A 14,533-nucleotide genomic window follows, 5' to 3' on the forward strand; every position below is an offset into this window, starting at 1 on the left:
TTCGGCGCGCGGTTTCTCGTCCCTTTCTGTCCTCAAACCCCAAGGCGATCCAAAGGAGCCTTGATCCTTATCTTGAGGCCGTTCTGCCGCCAGTCGTATTCGATCTTGCCCCCGAGCTGACCAGCAATACTGCGTTCCGTGAGTACGCTGCCAAAGCCGGCGGCTTGCGGCGGGGCGGCAATCATGGGCCCGCCGGTCTCATCCCACTCAAAATGCAAGTCGCCGCCTTGGGTCTCCCATTTGATACGGATCGCCCCGCTCGGCTCCGAGAGTGCCCCGTATTTGGCTGCATTCGTCGCGATTTCGTGCAGCGCAAGGGCGAAGCTCGTTACGGCCATCACGCCTACAGGCACATCGGGGCCGCCGATCATGATGCGGTCGCGCGAGCCGTCGTCATAGGGTTGCATGACGGTTCGCACGACCTCGTCCACCGTCGTCCGTTCGCTATGCGCCTCCGTACCCATGATCCCCGGACGTATAAGGTCCTTGGCCCGCATGAGGGCATCCAGCCGCCCGCGAAGCGAATGTGCCATTTCTTGCGGCGTTCGAGCTGATCGAGCACTAAGGCTAATGATGCCGTGGAAGATCGCGAACAGGTTTTTCACCCGGTGGTTCGCCTCTCGCGCAAGCAACCGTTGATGCTCTTGCGCTTCCTTCTGAGTGGTGATGTCCACCACGACACCGACGAAGTTGGTAAGCTCGCCGTTCGCGTCTCTCAGGCATTCGCCGCGCGCCTCGACCCAGCGGATGGTTCCGTCTTTGTGGAGCAGCCGGTATTCCTGGATGTACTTTTCTCCGGTGGCGACCGCGAGACTCACGGCCGCAGTAGTCCGCTCCACGTCCTCCGGATGGATGCCCGCGACATATTCCGACAAAGGTGCGCCTTTCTCGCCCTTGGCGGGATCGACTGAGAACATTTGTGCGAAATACGCATCCGAATAGAACGTGTCCGTCGGCACATGCCAGTCGAACGTGCCTATCATGCCGGCGGCACTTAGCGCTTGGGTGAGCCGTTTCTCCGCTCTGGCCAGTTCGCGCTGTGCCACAACCCGTTCAGTTGTCTCGTTCACGATGCAGAGGACGCCGCCTATGTCGCCCGCCTCGTTCCGAACCGGGGAATAGGAGATGTCGAAATAGACGTTCTCCGGATAGCCGTGCCGCTCGATGTAGAATGGACGATCCTTGGCGAATACGGTCTCACCAGTGTCGAGGACGCGCCTTAGCAGAGGTTCAAGATCGTCCCAAAGCTCCGCCCAGTTCTCTCGCGCGGGCCGCCCAAGTGCCCTTGGATGCTTCTCACCGATGGTCGGTGCGTAGGCGTCGTTGTAGAGGGCCACGAAGTCCGCGCCCCAGAACAGCACGATTTGTGCGTTGGCAGGCAGCATGAGGCTGACCGCGCTCTTGAGATGTGCAGGCCATCCGTCAATGGGTCCCAAACTGGTCGTGGACCAATCGAGCGCGCGAATGAGCGCACTCAATTCGCTCCCGCTCGGCAGGAAGTCAGTTTGACATTTGCCGCTGGGACTCGTCTCGCGAGTGGTGCTCATTGCATTGAAGCAAACAGGACTTTGCGACCGGAGACAAGAGCCGCGTTCTCCTGCCACTCCCTTAGTCAACTGAGCCAGTTGAGCCAAATGAGCTAACAATGGTTATTCGGGCAATATCCGGTTCGGGTCATGAGCCGCCGATGACGCCCAAGCCGGGCGGCTTCCGCTTTGCCATCGGAAGCCGACGCCAGCGGTGCACGCTTCGGACGGTCAGGCCTTCGAGATCCCGCCGTCGATCACCGGTCCCATCGGCTCGTAGCGCTCGCCGCTGAAGCGCACCAGTTGCAACTGCTCGAGCGGATAATAGTCTGATGGCGAGGTGTTGATCCGGATGCCGGGCAACAGCATGTCGGATTCGAAATCCTTCAGATTGGCCGCCTGCTTGATGATGCTTTCGGACGAGACGTCGTCGCCGCATTGCTTGAGCACCTGAACCAGGATCTGGCTGGTGAGATAGCCGGTGACGGCGTAGATGTCGTTCTTGGCCGCCGCCGGATCGTATTTGTCGAGGAAGGCGCGCCATTTCTGGATGGCGGGATCGTTGTCCCAGGCGGCGTCGACGGGATCCTTCAGATAGGCGCTCGAAATGATCCCCTTGGAGACGTCGAAGCCCGCGGCCTTCAGCGTCGAGCCGGCGGAGGAGGCGTTGTTGCCGATGTAGTGTGCCGGCTGCCAGCCGAGCTCGGCGATCTTCTTGATGCCTTGGGCGGCGAATTTCGGCGTGGTCATGCTCATGAACACGTTGGCGCCGGCGGATTTGCAGCGGACCACCTGGCTGTCGATGGTCGGATCGGCGGTCTCATAGGACAGCTCCGCCACGATCGCGGACGTCCTGGCGCCAAGTCCGTCCTTGAAACCCTTCAACACGTCGCGGCCGAAATCATCGTTCTGGTAGACGATGCCGATCTTGGGATCGTTCTGTGTCGACAGCACATGCTGCGCGAAGGCGCGGCCCTCGATCTGGTAGCAGGGCTGGAAACCCATGGTGTAGGGGAAATTCTTGTAGTCGCCGAACTTGGTCGCGCCGGAAGCGATGAAGAGGTGCGGGACCTTCTTCTGGTTCATGTACTTCATGATCGCCGCATTGGTCGGCGCGCCGAGCGGCGCAAACAGCACGTCGATCTCGTCGCCTTCGACCAGCTTGCGCGCCTGTTCCACTGTCTTGGCCGGGCTGTAGGCGTCGTCATAGGTGATGTATTTGATCATGCGGCCGTTGATGCCGCCTTGCTCGTTGATCATCTTGAAATAGCCGCCGGGCGTGCGGCCGATCGACGAATAGACCGCAGCCGGTCCCGAATAGGCGTCGATGTTGCCGATCACGATTTCGGTCTTGCCCTCCGCCTTGCCCTTGGCAATGGCGGGCGTGCCGAGCAGCAGCGTGGCCGACGTGGCAGCAGTGCCCTTGATGAGATCACGGCGTGTGAGCCGGGATGAACGGTTCCTTGGCATTGTCGTCCTCCGTTTCTTGTTGTTGGCCGTTTTGGCATTGTTGGCCGGTTGGCAGCCTCTGACGGGCATGTCGGCTTGAAGCATTCCATAGTGCTTCAGCCGGATCAAACCAGTCTATGAGTGAGGCGCGGCAGAACTTGTGTGCAGTCGCTATCGCCGGAAATATTCGCGCGGTGTCAGGGTCCGGAGCGGCGCGGCAGATCACATGATCCGCCGCGCCGACGCCGAGATCGATCAGGCCGCCAGAGCCCGGTTCGCCGCGCGATCGTGCGCGTCGAGCTCGCGCACCGGAAACACGCGATCGTAGGCGATGTTAAAGGCGAACGCGTAGACCAGATAGAACGCGACGATGGAGATATCCATCATCAGCGCCGCCCACAGCGAGACGCCGAGATACCAGGCGACGAACGGGATCAGCAGCACGATCAGGCCGGCCTCGAACAGCATCGCGTGCGCGACGCGGATCGGCATCGTCTTGGCGATACGGCCGGTGACGCGGACCAGCGCGTGGTCGAAGCCGAGATTGAACAGCAAGTTCCAGACCGTCGCTACCGTGGCCGAGACGATTCCGATGACGCCCATATGGGCGACCGGCTGATTGAACAGCCAGGCGGCCGCCGGCGTGAAGATGGCGATACCGATCAGTTCGAACAGGACTGCGTGCCTGACCCGGTCGGAGAAGGAACGCATAGACATTTTGAAACCCTTTCTTGTCGTTGCGACCGGGTTTCTATCTGATATTGTGCCATAACAAAGTTAGGTATTATCTGGAAAAGAGATAGATGTCCGTTTCCATGGACCAGCTCGAATCCTTCGTGGCGGCGGCCGAGCAGGGCTCGTTCTCCGGCGCGGCGCGGCTTTTGAAGAAGGCGCAATCAGCGGTCAGCACGCATGTCGCCAATCTGGAGGCCGGTCTCGGCATCGCGCTGTTCGACCGCGCCGGCCGCAATCCGGTGCTGACCGAGGCAGGGGCGCGGCTGTTGCCGGAAGCAAAACTGATCCTCGATCGCCGCGAGCACCTGATCGGTGTCGCCAGCAGTTTCGAGGCCCATGTCGAGAAGCGCCTGGTGGTGGCGATCGACGAGCTCTATCCGGAGAGCGCGGTAGGCGAGCTGTTCGCGGAATTCGCCGGGCGTTTTCCCCATGTCGAGCTGGAATTGCTGTTTCCGATCATGGAGGACGTCAGCCGTCTCGTGCTCGACGGCAAGGCCGATGTCGGCGTGATGTGGCGGCAGGAGCACCTGCCGCCAGAGCTCGGCTTCAAGACCATCGGCTGGGTGCCGCTGCAGCTGGTTTGCGGCAAGAACCATCCGCTGGCGCATGGCCGGGTGGATTGGGAGGAGCTGAAGCGGCATCGCCAGATCATGGTCACGGTGCGCAACGAAGGCACCGAGCGGCATCGATTGCGTGTCGCAGCCGAGGTGTGGTGGGTCGAGAGCCATTGGGTGATCCTGCAGATCCTCAAGCAGGGCGTCGGCTGGGCGCTGATTCCGGCGCACATCATGGCGAGCTCGCAGGTTGCCGATGAGCTCGCCATTCCCGAACTGGAATTCGACGAGGGCGCACATCCCGTCGCGCTAGAAGTGGTCTGGCACAAGCAGCGGCCGGCCGGGCCGGCGGCAAAATGGCTGCGCCGCCGTTTCGCTACGCGGCCGCCCATGCTGCGCATGTGACGGGATCAGACAAACGTGGAGTTGCTCATCGCATGGTGAGCTGACATCGCGACCATGATGTGTTGCGATAGGTGCTGCACGGACCTGACAGGGTGGAGACGATGGCGAAGCAATTGGAAGGTAAGGTCGCGGCCGTGACCGGAGCGGCGTCGGGCATCGGACTGGCCAGCAGCGAGGCGATGCTGGCGGCCGGCGCGCGCGTGGTGATGATCGACCGCGACGCCGCCGCGCTGCAGGCGCTCGCCGCCAGGCATGGCGATGCCGTGATCCCGCTGGTGATCGACCTGCTCGACCCGAAGGCCTGCGCCACGCTGCTGCCGCGGGTGCTCGAGAAGACCGGCCAGCTCGACATCCTGCATGCCAATGCCGGCATCTATGTCGGCGGCGACCTCGTCGATGCGGATACGAGTGCGATCGACCGGATGCTGAACCTCAACGTCAACGTCGTGATGAAAAACGTGCACGACGTGCTGCCGCACATGATCGCGCGGGCGACCGGCGACATCATCGTGACGAGCTCGCTCGCCGCGCATTTCCCGACGCCATGGGAGCCGGTCTATGCCTCGTCGAAATGGGCGATCAACTGCTTCGTCCAGACGGTGCGGCGCCAGGTGTTCCAGCACGGCATCCGCGTCGGCTCGATCTCGCCGGGGCCCGTGATCAGCGCGCTGCTTGCGGACTGGCCGGCGGAGAAGCTGGAGGAGGCCAAGGCGGCGGGCAGCCTGCTGGAAGCGAGCGAGGTCGCCGAGGTCGTGATGTTCATGCTGACCAGGCCGCGCGGCATGACCATCCGCGACGTCGTGATGCTGCCGACGAACTTCGATCTGTAGGGCGCATTTCTGCCGGACGTCGTCTCAGGCGGCGCCGCGATCGAGGGCCGGCGCGGGGTCCTTCTTCGTCAGCCGGCGCAGCGCCGCGACATTGGTGGCGACGGACGCCAGACGGCACTGCGCCTTGCCGTCGGATTTGGCCTCATAGAGCGCGGTATCGGCAACGGCCAGGAGCTCCTCGGCCTCGGTACCGTGCTCGGGCGAAACAGCGACACCGACACTGACGCCGACCTTTGCGAAGATGCCGTCGGCGAGCCGGTAGGGCATCGTGACGGTCTGGATGATGCGATGACCGACGGCGAGTGCCTGCTCGGCGGTGACGCCGTTCGCCAGCACTACGAATTCATCGCCGCCGAGCCGCGCGATCACCGCGGTCTCGGGCAGGGCGCGCCGCAGCCGCTCGGCGGCCAGCATCAGCACCTGGTCGCCGGCCGCATGGCCATAGGTGTCGTTGACCGGCTTGAAATTGTCGAGGTCGAGGAACAACAGCGCGAACGGCCCGCTATCTCCAGCCGGGGCCGCGAGCTTCGCGTTCAGCGCGGCGACGAAGCCGGCGCGATTGCGCAGGCCGGTCAGGGTATCGTGATGGGCAAGATGGCCGTTCTCGCGCTCGGCGCGCATCGTTGCGATCAGCATCTTGTTGAGGCGGAAGGCCGCGACCGTCATCGCCGCGAGATACATCGGCACTTGCAGGAACACGATGAACAGCAGCGGCTCGCCGGCCAGTGCCGCCCCGGGCACGATCGGGCCGAGGCTGAGCAGGATCATGGTGCCGGCCAGGCGCGGCGCGCTGAAGTTGCGGAAGCAGATGCCGCCGACCATCGCCGCCGCCGACAGCGAGGCCAGCATCGCAACCACCCAGTCGCCGCTTGCGAGGCTGATCAGGATGCCGAAGCCGACGCTGGCGCTCCAGGCGACCGCAAGGACGAGGTGCAGATCGGTCGGCGTCGGCCGCCGCTCGCGCGCCGCGCGATGCGCAGCCACCAGCACCGCCAGTCGCGAGAGGCAGATGACGAGTTCGAGGATGACCCAGGTGATGAACGGCGCGGTCGGCTCGCGGATCGCAATCACGGCCGCGACGGCGACCGTGTTGACCGCGCCGGCCGCGAACACCGGCAACGAGCCGTAGAGATCCCCGATCAGCGCCGCGCGGATGTCGTCGGGCACGCCTGGTCCGGCGTCGGCGAGCCAGCGCGTCACGCCCCAGCGCGGCTGGCTGTATCGTCCTTTTTCGGACTGCATTGTTCTTGCCTCGTACTTTCACCTCGCAACTGACCCGGCCGGACCTAACAGGCGTTTAAGGTCGGGGCGGATCGCGCGGCGTGATTGACGGCAGGTAAACTCGGAGGCGATCGCGTCGCAGAAATACCGACGCGGGAGGTCGCGATGCGGCCGTTGCGTTACACGGCGAGAAGCTGTTGCTCTGCCTCGCGGCCCGCGCGCTTCGCCTTCTTGATCTTGGCCGGCGCGAGCAGATTGCTGGCGGCAAGGCCCGCGGTGTCGGCGACCGTGGGATCGCACGACACCATCGCGGCGACGATGGCGCCGTCGATCAGCAGCGCGAGCTGGTGCGCGAGCACGGCCGGCTCGGCCGCGCCCATTTCGCCGGCGAGCTTCTCGATATGCGCCAGCACCACCTTCTTGTGCTTCAGCGCGATGTTGCGGAACTGCTTGGCGTCCTTGTCGTGCTCGGCGACCGCGTTGATGAAGGGGCAGCCGTAGAAGCGCTCCTCTGCGAACCAGGTCTTCAGGGCAGGGAAGATCCGCGACAACTTGGTCTGCGGATCGCCGCCGCCGGCCTCGATCGCGCCGATGAACCATTCGCGCCACTGCCGGCCTTCGCTCTCCAGCACCGCATGCACGAGGTTGGTCTTCGAGCCGAACAGCTTGTAGAGCGTCGTCTTCGCGGTTCCGGCCTCGTCGATGATCGCATCGATGCCGGTGGCGTTGATGCCGTTCTTGCAGAACAGATGGGTTGCGGCGTTCAGCAGGCGCCCGCGCGCCGATTCATCGTCGCCGGCGGTGAACGCCGCGGCGGTTTTTTTCTTCGCAAGCGATTTGGCCATGCGCGGCAGTAAATCGGAGCGCGGCAGAATCATCAAGTCGCATCTTCACGGGGGCGGGCATGTGTGCCGTCCTGCGCTCAAAATAATCGCGGCAGCGCGGCAGATGCACCGCGTTTGAGCAGCCGCGCGCTGATCAATCCGCAGGCAGGCGCAGCTAAGCGCCTGCGGAATTTCGCCTTTTGATTTGGCGGAGGACTGGCACGCTTCGTGCAGGAAACAGACCGTTCGGTATCCTGACCAATTCCATCGCTCCCAGGGAGAAAACTGATGACCGCTGTCGCCCAGAAAACCGCACTGACCGGCTGCCTCGCGCCGATCGACAGAGGCGGGCTCGAGCAGCTGATTGCCAATGGCAAGGCCAACCCGAAGCTGATCAAGACCTTGAAGTGCAAGACGGTGGCCGAGGGCAAGTTCCGCCACGCCAACTACATCCGCAACCTCGCGCCCTACATCGTCGACGAGCCGCCGGGCCTGCTCGGCGACGACACCGCGCCCAATCCCTCCGAGGCCTCGCTCGCCGCGCTCGGCTCCTGCCTCGCTGTCGGCCTGCACGCCAACGCCGTGCATCGCGGCTGGATCGTCAACAAGCTCGAGCTCGAGCTCGAGGGCGATCTCAACATCACCGCGGTGTGGGGCACCGGCGACGTCAGCGAGAAGCCGGTCGGCTTCACCGACGTCCGCGTCAAGGTCGACATGGAGTGCGAGGGGGTCTCGCAGGCCGAGATCGACGCGCTGGTGGCGCATGTGAAGAAGTGGTCGCCGGTCGCCAACACCTTCACCCGTCCCGTCAATCTCGAGGTCAGCGCGTAAACGCCCGACCGGCAATTCAAGGTGCGGAGATCATCCATGGGTTCACTGGCTTTGTCGCGGGTCGCAGCTCAAGATCCCGCACCGACCATTGCGGACGAGGTTGCCCGCCTTGCCCGTCAGGAGCTGGCGCCGATCGCAGCCGCGGTCGATGCCGGCTCGGTCTATCCCGGCGAATTCCTGCACCGGCTCGGCAAGGTCGGCGCCTGGAGCAGCCATGTGCCGCAGGAAGGTCCTGCCGACCTGCGCTGGGCCATCCAGTCGATGGCCGCGCTTGGCGAGGTCTGCGGCGCCACCGCCTTCATGGCGTGGTGCCAGAACACGCTGGTCTGGTACGTCGCCAACTCCACCAACATGAAGCTCGCCGCGCGCTTCGGTGACTGCTTCTCGCGCGGGCGCGTGCTCGGCGGCACCGGGCTCTCCAACCCGATGAAGAGTTTCTTCGGCATCGAGCGGCTGAAGCTGAAGGGCCGCAAGGTCGAGGGCGGCTACATCGTCCGCGGTGCGCTGCCCTGGGTGTCGAACCTCGGGCCCGGCCATTACTTCGGCACGATCTTCGAGCGCGAGGACGAGGGCACCAAGGGCGAGCCGGGCAGCACCGTGATGTTCCTCGCCGACTGCTCCGATCCCGCGATCACGCTGACGCCCTGCAAGCCGTTCCTGGCGATGGACGGCACCGGTACCTATGGCGTCCAGTTTCGCGACGTGTTCGTGCCGGACGAACTGATCCTGGCCGAGCCAGCTGCGCCGTTCGTCAAGAAAATCCGCGCCGGCTTCATCCTGTTGCAGGCTGGCATGGGTCTTGGGCTGATGAAGGACTGCATCAACATCATGGACGAGGTCCATGCGCCGCTCGGACACGTCAACCGCTATCTGCCCCAACAGCCGCTGCAATTCCGCGAGCTCTATGCCGAGTTCGAGAAGGAGGCGATGGCGCTGGCAAGCGATCCCTACAATGCCGATGACAGCTACTGGCGCCGCGTCGTCGCACTGCGGCTGCGGATCGGCGATGCCAGCGTCGCATTCGCACATGCCGCGATGCTCCATTGTGGCGCGCGCGGCTATCTGATGAGCCACCGCGCCCAGCGCAGGCTGCGCGAGGCCTATTTCGTCGCCATCGTCACGCCCGCCACCAAGCAGCTGCGCAAGATGCTGGCGGACGGCTGAAGCATGATCCGGAAAAGTGGAAACCGGTTTTCCCTCGCGACAAACGCGGAACGCGTTTGCGCGGAGATCATGCTCAAACAAGTTCGGGACCACCACAACTGCAACCACAGACAGGAGAGGCTGCCATGACGGACGTTCTGATCACCTCCGGCGAACTTGCCGAGCTCGTCAAGAAAGACCCGTGTGTCATCATCGACACGCGGAATCCGGATGCCTATGCGGCCGGCCATTTGCCCGGTGCCGTCAATGTGCATGACATCTTCACGTTCCTTGCGACCTCGACGCCGGAAGGCATCCACGAGCTGAAGAGCAAGTTCGCGGATGCGTTCGGTGCCGCCGGCCTCTCCGGCAAGGAGACCGCCGTGATCTACGAGCAGTCGATGAATTCCGGCTTCGGCCAATCCTGCCGCGGCTACTATCTTCTGACGATGCTGGGCTATCCCAAGGTGAAGGTGCTGCATGGCGGCTTCGATGCCTGGAAGGCGGCCGACCTGCCGGTGACCACCGACGTTGCGGCGCCGGCGAAGACCTCCTTTGCGATCGTGCCGGAGGCCGGCGACATCATGATCGACGCCAAGGCGGTGCTGGCGGCGGTCGGCAAGCCCGGCGTTGCGATCCTCGACGTGCGCGACGTCGACGAGTGGATCGGCGAAAGCTCCTCGCCCTACGGCAAGGATTTCTGCCCGCGCAAGGGCCGCATCCCCGGTGCGGTGTGGCTGGAATGGTACCGCATGATGAAACCGACCGCCGAGGGCCCGCGCTTCAAGTCGAAGGATGAGATCCTGGCGGAGTGCGCTACCGTCGGCATCTCGCAGACCACGCCGGTCTATCTCTACTGCTTCAAGGGTGCGCGCGCCTCGAACACCTTCCTGGCGCTGAAGAACGCCGGCGTCAAGGACGTGCGGATGTACTTCGGCTCCTGGAACGAGTGGTCGCGCGACCCGTCGCTGCCGATCGATGAGGGCTTGCCGACCGCGCCCGTCGTCACCGGCAAGGCGGCATAGAACCTGCATGTTTGTTGGTGTCCGGCGGCGCAAAACGCGGCCGGACGCCGATCAATGAACCGGATCGCGGAGCTCTCTGCGTTTCGGTGCGACAATGGGGCGCAGCATGTCCACGTCAGATGATCCCTTCGACGCCGACCGCGTGCTCGCGCGATCGGGTTGCGCCTGCGGCTGGCATCGCTCAGCCGCCGAGCATGAGCAGGCCGCGCGCACGCTGCGCTGCGAGCCGGTCGGCGATCTCAGCGAACAGAAGCGTTACGAAGGCATCGTCGCGTCGGCGGTGATGCGGGCGGTGTTTCCGCAGGATGTCGCGCGCCGCGCCTTCCTGAAATCGGTTGGCGCCGCGACGGCGCTCGCCGCGCTGTCACAGTTCTTCCCGCTGAAGACGGCGACAGAGGCGTTCGCCGACGCCGGGCCGCCGGAGAAGAAGGACCTCAAGGTCGGCTTCATTCCGATCACCTGCGCGACCCCGATCATCATGGCGGCGCCGCTCGGCTTCTATACCAAGCAGGACCTCAACGTCGAGGTGGTGAAGACCGCCGGCTGGGCGGTCATTCGCGACAAGACCATCAACAAGGAATACGACGCCGCCCACATGCTGGCGCCGATGCCGATCGCGATCTCGCTCGGCCTTGGCGCCAACGCCATACCGTTCACGGTCCCTGCGATCGAGAACATCAACGGACAGGGCATCACGCTGGCGATGAAGCACAAGGACAGGCGCGATCCGAAGGACTGGAAGGGCATGAAGTTCGCCATTCCGTTCGACTACTCCATGCACAATTATCTGCTGCGCTATTACCTCGCCGAGCATGGGCTCGATCCGGATACCGACGTGCAGCTCCGCTCGGTGCCGCCGCCGGAGATGGTCGCCAATCTGCGCGCCGACAATATCGACGGTTTCCTCGCGCCCGACAATATCTGCCAGCGCGCGATCTATGACGGGGTCGGCTTCCTGCACATCCTGTCCAAGGAGATCTGGGACGGCCATCCCTGCTGCAGCTTTGCCGCCAGCCGCGAGTTCATCACGACGGCGCCGAATTCCTTCGCGGCGCTGACTCGCGCGATCGTGGATGCCACCGGCTACGCGGCGAAGGCCGAGAACCGCAAGCAGATCGCGGAAGCGATTGCGCCGGCCAACTACATCAACGCGCCGGTGACGGTGCTGGAGCAGGTGCTGACCGGCACCTATGCCGACGGGCTCGGCGGCGTGAAGACCGATCCGAAGCGCGTCGACTTCGACCCGTTCCCCTGGCAGTCCTTTGCGGTGTGGATGCTGACGCAGATGAAGCGCTGGGGCCAGATCAAGGGCGACGTCGACTACAAGGCGGTCGCTGAGCAGGTCTATCTCGCCACCGATACCAAGAAGGTGATGGCCGAGATGGGGCTCGCGCCACCCGCCACCTCGTACAAGTCGTTCTCGGTGATGGGCAAGAGCTTCGATCCGGCCAAGCCCGACGATTATCTCGCGAGCTTCAAGATCAGGAAATCGTCGTGAGGGCGCGCACCAACCTATCCACGTCGTCCCGGCGAAGGCCGGGACCCATAACCACTGCAGCCGGCGATTCGGCACGGCGTCTCCCCGCGTGCCTTACCGCGACGGCGCGGCGTATGGGTCCCGGCTTTCGCCGGGACGACGGATTGAAAGAGTTGACGCGATGACCTTCTCCCTCCGTCTCCGCGCCGCCATCGTCTCGATCGCGCTGCTTGCCGCCTTGCTTGGCGCCTGGCACCTCGCCACCCGCAGCAGCGGCACGACGGCGGCGATGAGCCCCGAATACGCCAGGCTGATGGGGCTGACCGCGACGCAGGGCAAGTCGGCGATGCCCGGGCCGCTCGATGTCGGCGCCAAGCTGTGGGAGCATCTGAAGCGGCCGTTCTACGACAATGGCCCGAACGACAAGGGGCTCGGCATTCAGCTCGCCTATTCGATCGGGCGTGTCGGGCTCGGCTATCTGATCGCGGTCGTCGTCGCGATTCCGCTCGGCTTCATGATCGGCATGTCGCCCCTGATCAGCAGGGCGCTCGATCCCTTCATCCAGGTGCTGAAGCCGATCTCGCCGCTGGCCTGGATGCCGCTCGCGCTCTACACGATCAAGGATTCCTCGATCTCCGCGATCTTTGTCATTTTCATCTGCTCGGTGTGGCCGATGCTGCTCAACACCGCGTTTGGGGTCGCCGGCGTGCGCAAGGAATGGATCAACGTCGCGCGGACGCTCGAGGTCGGCACCATCAGACGCGCCTTCACCGTGATCCTGCCGGCGGCGGCGCCGACGATCCTGACCGGCATGCGGATCTCGATCGGGATCGCCTGGCTCGTGATCGTCGCGGCCGAGATGCTCGTCGGCGGCACCGGCATCGGCTACTTCGTCTGGAACGAGTGGAACAACCTGTCGATCACCAATGTGATTATCGCGATCCTCCTGATCGGCCTTGTCGGCATGCTGCTCGACCAGGTGCTGGCGCGATTCACGCGCATGGTGACGTTTCCGGAGTAGCGATGACCGACAAGTTCATCTCGATCGAGGGCATCGCGCGGCGCTATCCCGGCGCGGGCGGCAGCGTCACCACGGTGTTCGAGAATTTCTGGTTGTCGATGGCGCGCGGCGAGTTCGGCTGCGTGATCGGCCATTCCGGCTGCGGCAAGACCACGGTGCTGAACATCCTCGCGGGCCTCGACGAGCCGAGCGAGGGCACGGTGATCGTCGACGGTCAGGGGATCGAGGGCACCAGCCTCGACCGCGCCGTGATCTTCCAAAGCCATGCGCTGCTGCCGTGGCGCACCGTATCGGGCAATGTCGCCTATGCCGTCAGCTCGAAATGGCGCAAATGGGACCGTGCGCGGGTGAAGGCGCATGCGCAGAAGTTCATCGATCTCGTCGGGCTCACCGGCTCCGAGCACAAGCATCCGTCCGAGCTCTCCGGCGGCATGAAACAGCGCGTCGGCATCGCGCGGGCGCTGTCGATCACCCCGAAGATCATGCTGATGGACGAGCCGTTCTCGGCGCTGGACGCGCTGACCCGCGGCACGCTGCAGGACGAGGTGCGGCGGATCTGCCTGGAGACCGGGCAGACCACCTTCATGATCACCCATGACGTCGATGAGGCGATCTTTCTCGCCGACAAGATCTTCCTGATGACCAACGGTCCCGGCGCCGTGCTGGCCGAGATCGTCGAGAACCCGCTGCCGAAGGAGCGCGGCCGCATCGACCTGCACCGCCATCCCTATTACTATGCGCTGCGCAACCATATCGTCGATTTCCTGGTCAGCCGTAGCAAGAGCTTTGCCGCCGAGGTGACCGGTCCCGATCCGCGCCGCGTGCCGATGGTGCGGCCCGGCGTCGGCGAGCCCGTGATCGTCTCGCCGCCACGCGTCGTCGAACCCAATCCCGCGCAGAGCGCTGCGCGCTGAAGCCTGAGGAGGAAACCTGATGAAACGCGAAGACCTCACCGAGAAGCTGCTCGACATCAAGCGCGAGAAGGGCTGGAGCTGGAAGCACATCTGCGAGAAGATCGGCGGCTATTCCGATGTGCTGATCACGGGCGCGATCCTCGGCCAGATGAAGCTGACGAAGCCGCAGGCGGCGAATGCCGGGGAATTGTTCGGGCTGTCGAAGGCCGAGATCGCGATGCTCAACGAGGTGCCGATGCGCGGCACCGGCACGCCGATGCCGCCGACGGATCCCTTGATCTACCGCTTCTACGAGATGGTGATGGTGAACGGCCCGGCGTGGAAGGCGCTGATCGAGGAGGAATTCGGCGACGGCATCATGTCGGCGATCGACTTCGACATGGCGATGGAGCGGGTCGCCAATCCGAAGGGCGACCGCGTCAAGATCACCATGAGCGGCAAGTTCCTGCCGTACAAATATTACGGCGCCAGCGGCAACGTGCCGGAATACGGCTTCAAGGAGGAGTGATGTTGGCGTCGCGGAAGCGACGGCGACGTCATTCCGGACGACGCGGAGCGGCGATCCGGAATCTCGAGAT

14 protein-coding genes and 1 pseudogene are annotated in these 14,533 nt (G+C 64.2%); 9 read left to right on the forward strand and 6 right to left on the reverse strand.

Annotated elements, in window-relative coordinates:
* Nucleotides 1–32: 32 nt before the first annotated feature.
* The 4 genes and pseudogenes from QJT82_RS22140 to QJT82_RS22150 all read right to left on the reverse strand — a co-directional run bounded on the left by QJT82_RS22140 (nucleotide 33) and on the right by QJT82_RS22150 (nucleotide 3,686).
* A complete protein-coding gene (locus QJT82_RS22140) occupies nucleotides 33–1,478 on the reverse strand; it encodes a PAS domain-containing protein (protein ID WP_196238139.1) in 1,446 nt (481 codons plus the stop codon).
* A 279-nt stretch (nucleotides 1,479–1,757) separates the two neighbouring features.
* Nucleotides 1,758–2,924, reverse strand: coding sequence for an ABC transporter substrate-binding protein (locus QJT82_RS22145; protein ID WP_348652648.1), 1,167 nt, complete (start codon nucleotides 2,922–2,924; stop codon nucleotides 1,758–1,760).
* Nucleotides 2,911–3,201, reverse strand: a pseudogene (locus tag QJT82_RS45620) (hypothetical protein); the annotation flags it as partial. The gene QJT82_RS22145 and the pseudogene QJT82_RS45620, both read right to left, overlap by 14 nt.
* Before the next feature lie 29 nt (nucleotides 3,202–3,230).
* Nucleotides 3,231–3,686 (reverse strand): PACE efflux transporter, encoded by a 456-nt coding sequence (locus QJT82_RS22150; protein WP_155258420.1) that lies wholly within the window; start codon nucleotides 3,684–3,686, stop codon nucleotides 3,231–3,233.
* 92 nt (nucleotides 3,687–3,778) lie between these two features.
* Between QJT82_RS22150 and QJT82_RS22155 the strand changes: the two genes are divergently transcribed.
* Both QJT82_RS22155 and QJT82_RS22160 read left to right on the forward strand, forming a co-directional pair.
* A complete protein-coding gene (locus QJT82_RS22155) occupies nucleotides 3,779–4,669 on the forward strand; it encodes a LysR family transcriptional regulator (RefSeq protein ID WP_028339866.1) in 891 nt (296 codons plus the stop codon).
* A 101-nt stretch (nucleotides 4,670–4,770) separates the two neighbouring features.
* Nucleotides 4,771–5,499, forward strand: a complete 729-nt coding sequence (locus tag QJT82_RS22160) for an SDR family oxidoreductase (RefSeq protein WP_028339867.1) — start codon at nucleotides 4,771–4,773, stop codon at nucleotides 5,497–5,499.
* 24 nt (nucleotides 5,500–5,523) lie between these two features.
* Here the strand turns inward: QJT82_RS22160 and QJT82_RS22165 are convergent, their stop codons facing one another.
* Both QJT82_RS22165 and QJT82_RS22170 read right to left on the reverse strand, forming a co-directional pair.
* Complete coding sequence (locus tag QJT82_RS22165; protein ID WP_028339868.1) at nucleotides 5,524–6,741, reverse strand: GGDEF domain-containing protein; 1,218 nt, start codon at nucleotides 6,739–6,741, stop codon at nucleotides 5,524–5,526.
* A gap of 158 nt (nucleotides 6,742–6,899) precedes the next feature.
* The gene (locus tag QJT82_RS22170; protein ID WP_028339869.1) at nucleotides 6,900–7,565 is read right to left on the reverse strand and encodes a TetR/AcrR family transcriptional regulator; all 666 of its coding nucleotides are present in this window, start codon (nucleotides 7,563–7,565) and stop codon (nucleotides 6,900–6,902) included.
* Nucleotides 7,566–7,832: 267 nt separating this feature from the next.
* On the opposite strand from QJT82_RS22170, the gene QJT82_RS22175 reads away from it, so the two are divergent.
* The 7 genes from QJT82_RS22175 to cynS all read left to right on the forward strand — a co-directional run bounded on the left by QJT82_RS22175 (nucleotide 7,833) and on the right by cynS (nucleotide 14,463).
* The gene (locus QJT82_RS22175) at nucleotides 7,833–8,375 is read left to right on the forward strand and encodes an OsmC family protein (protein ID WP_028339870.1); all 543 of its coding nucleotides are present in this window, start codon (nucleotides 7,833–7,835) and stop codon (nucleotides 8,373–8,375) included.
* 36 nt (nucleotides 8,376–8,411) lie between these two features.
* Nucleotides 8,412–9,539, forward strand: a complete 1,128-nt coding sequence (locus QJT82_RS22180; protein WP_028339871.1) for an acyl-CoA dehydrogenase family protein — start codon at nucleotides 8,412–8,414, stop codon at nucleotides 9,537–9,539.
* A gap of 125 nt (nucleotides 9,540–9,664) precedes the next feature.
* Nucleotides 9,665–10,543: a sulfurtransferase gene (locus QJT82_RS22185; protein WP_028339872.1), complete on the forward strand. Its 879-nt coding sequence runs from the start codon at nucleotides 9,665–9,667 to the stop codon at nucleotides 10,541–10,543.
* Between the two features lie 106 nt (nucleotides 10,544–10,649).
* A complete protein-coding gene (locus tag QJT82_RS22190; protein ID WP_028339873.1) occupies nucleotides 10,650–12,041 on the forward strand; it encodes a CmpA/NrtA family ABC transporter substrate-binding protein in 1,392 nt (463 codons plus the stop codon).
* A gap of 160 nt (nucleotides 12,042–12,201) precedes the next feature.
* A complete protein-coding gene (gene ntrB / locus QJT82_RS22195; protein WP_028339874.1) occupies nucleotides 12,202–13,041 on the forward strand; it encodes a nitrate ABC transporter permease in 840 nt (279 codons plus the stop codon).
* 2 nt (nucleotides 13,042–13,043) lie between these two features.
* Nucleotides 13,044–13,955: an ABC transporter ATP-binding protein gene (locus QJT82_RS22200; RefSeq protein WP_028339875.1), complete on the forward strand. Its 912-nt coding sequence runs from the start codon at nucleotides 13,044–13,046 to the stop codon at nucleotides 13,953–13,955.
* 19 nt (nucleotides 13,956–13,974) lie between these two features.
* Nucleotides 13,975–14,463 carry a cyanase gene (gene cynS, locus QJT82_RS22205; RefSeq protein WP_051447778.1) on the forward strand — a complete coding sequence of 163 codons (489 nt, stop codon included), beginning with the start codon at nucleotides 13,975–13,977 and terminating at the stop codon, nucleotides 14,461–14,463.
* The last annotated feature ends 70 nt before the right edge of the window (nucleotides 14,464–14,533 follow it).

The organism is Bradyrhizobium sp. Mp19, from assembly GCF_029952935.1.
Taxonomy (GTDB): domain Bacteria; phylum Pseudomonadota; class Alphaproteobacteria; order Rhizobiales; family Xanthobacteraceae; genus Bradyrhizobium; species Bradyrhizobium elkanii.

Bases quoted from the DNA above. Each gene is read 5' to 3' on its own strand.
- QJT82_RS22180 (WP_028339871.1), top strand. From the start codon at position 8,412: ATGGGTTCACTGGCTTTGTCGCGGGTCGCAGCTCAAGATCCCGCACCG.
- QJT82_RS22165 (WP_028339868.1), bottom strand. From the start codon at position 6,741: ATGCAGTCCGAAAAAGGACGATACAGCCAGCCGCGCTGGGGCGTGACG.
- ntrB (WP_028339874.1), top strand. From the start codon at position 12,202: ATGACCTTCTCCCTCCGTCTCCGCGCCGCCATCGTCTCGATCGCGCTG.
- cynS (WP_051447778.1), top strand. From the start codon at position 13,975: ATGAAACGCGAAGACCTCACCGAGAAGCTGCTCGACATCAAGCGCGAG.
- QJT82_RS22150 (WP_155258420.1), bottom strand. From the start codon at position 3,686: ATGCGTTCCTTCTCCGACCGGGTCAGGCACGCAGTCCTGTTCGAACTG.
- QJT82_RS22185 (WP_028339872.1), top strand. From the start codon at position 9,665: ATGACGGACGTTCTGATCACCTCCGGCGAACTTGCCGAGCTCGTCAAG.
- QJT82_RS22160 (WP_028339867.1), top strand. From the start codon at position 4,771: ATGGCGAAGCAATTGGAAGGTAAGGTCGCGGCCGTGACCGGAGCGGCG.
- QJT82_RS22200 (WP_028339875.1), top strand. From the start codon at position 13,044: ATGACCGACAAGTTCATCTCGATCGAGGGCATCGCGCGGCGCTATCCC.
- QJT82_RS22175 (WP_028339870.1), top strand. From the start codon at position 7,833: ATGACCGCTGTCGCCCAGAAAACCGCACTGACCGGCTGCCTCGCGCCG.
- QJT82_RS22190 (WP_028339873.1), top strand. From the start codon at position 10,650: ATGTCCACGTCAGATGATCCCTTCGACGCCGACCGCGTGCTCGCGCGA.
- QJT82_RS22155 (WP_028339866.1), top strand. From the start codon at position 3,779: ATGTCCGTTTCCATGGACCAGCTCGAATCCTTCGTGGCGGCGGCCGAG.
- QJT82_RS22170 (WP_028339869.1), bottom strand. From the start codon at position 7,565: ATGGCCAAATCGCTTGCGAAGAAAAAAACCGCCGCGGCGTTCACCGCC.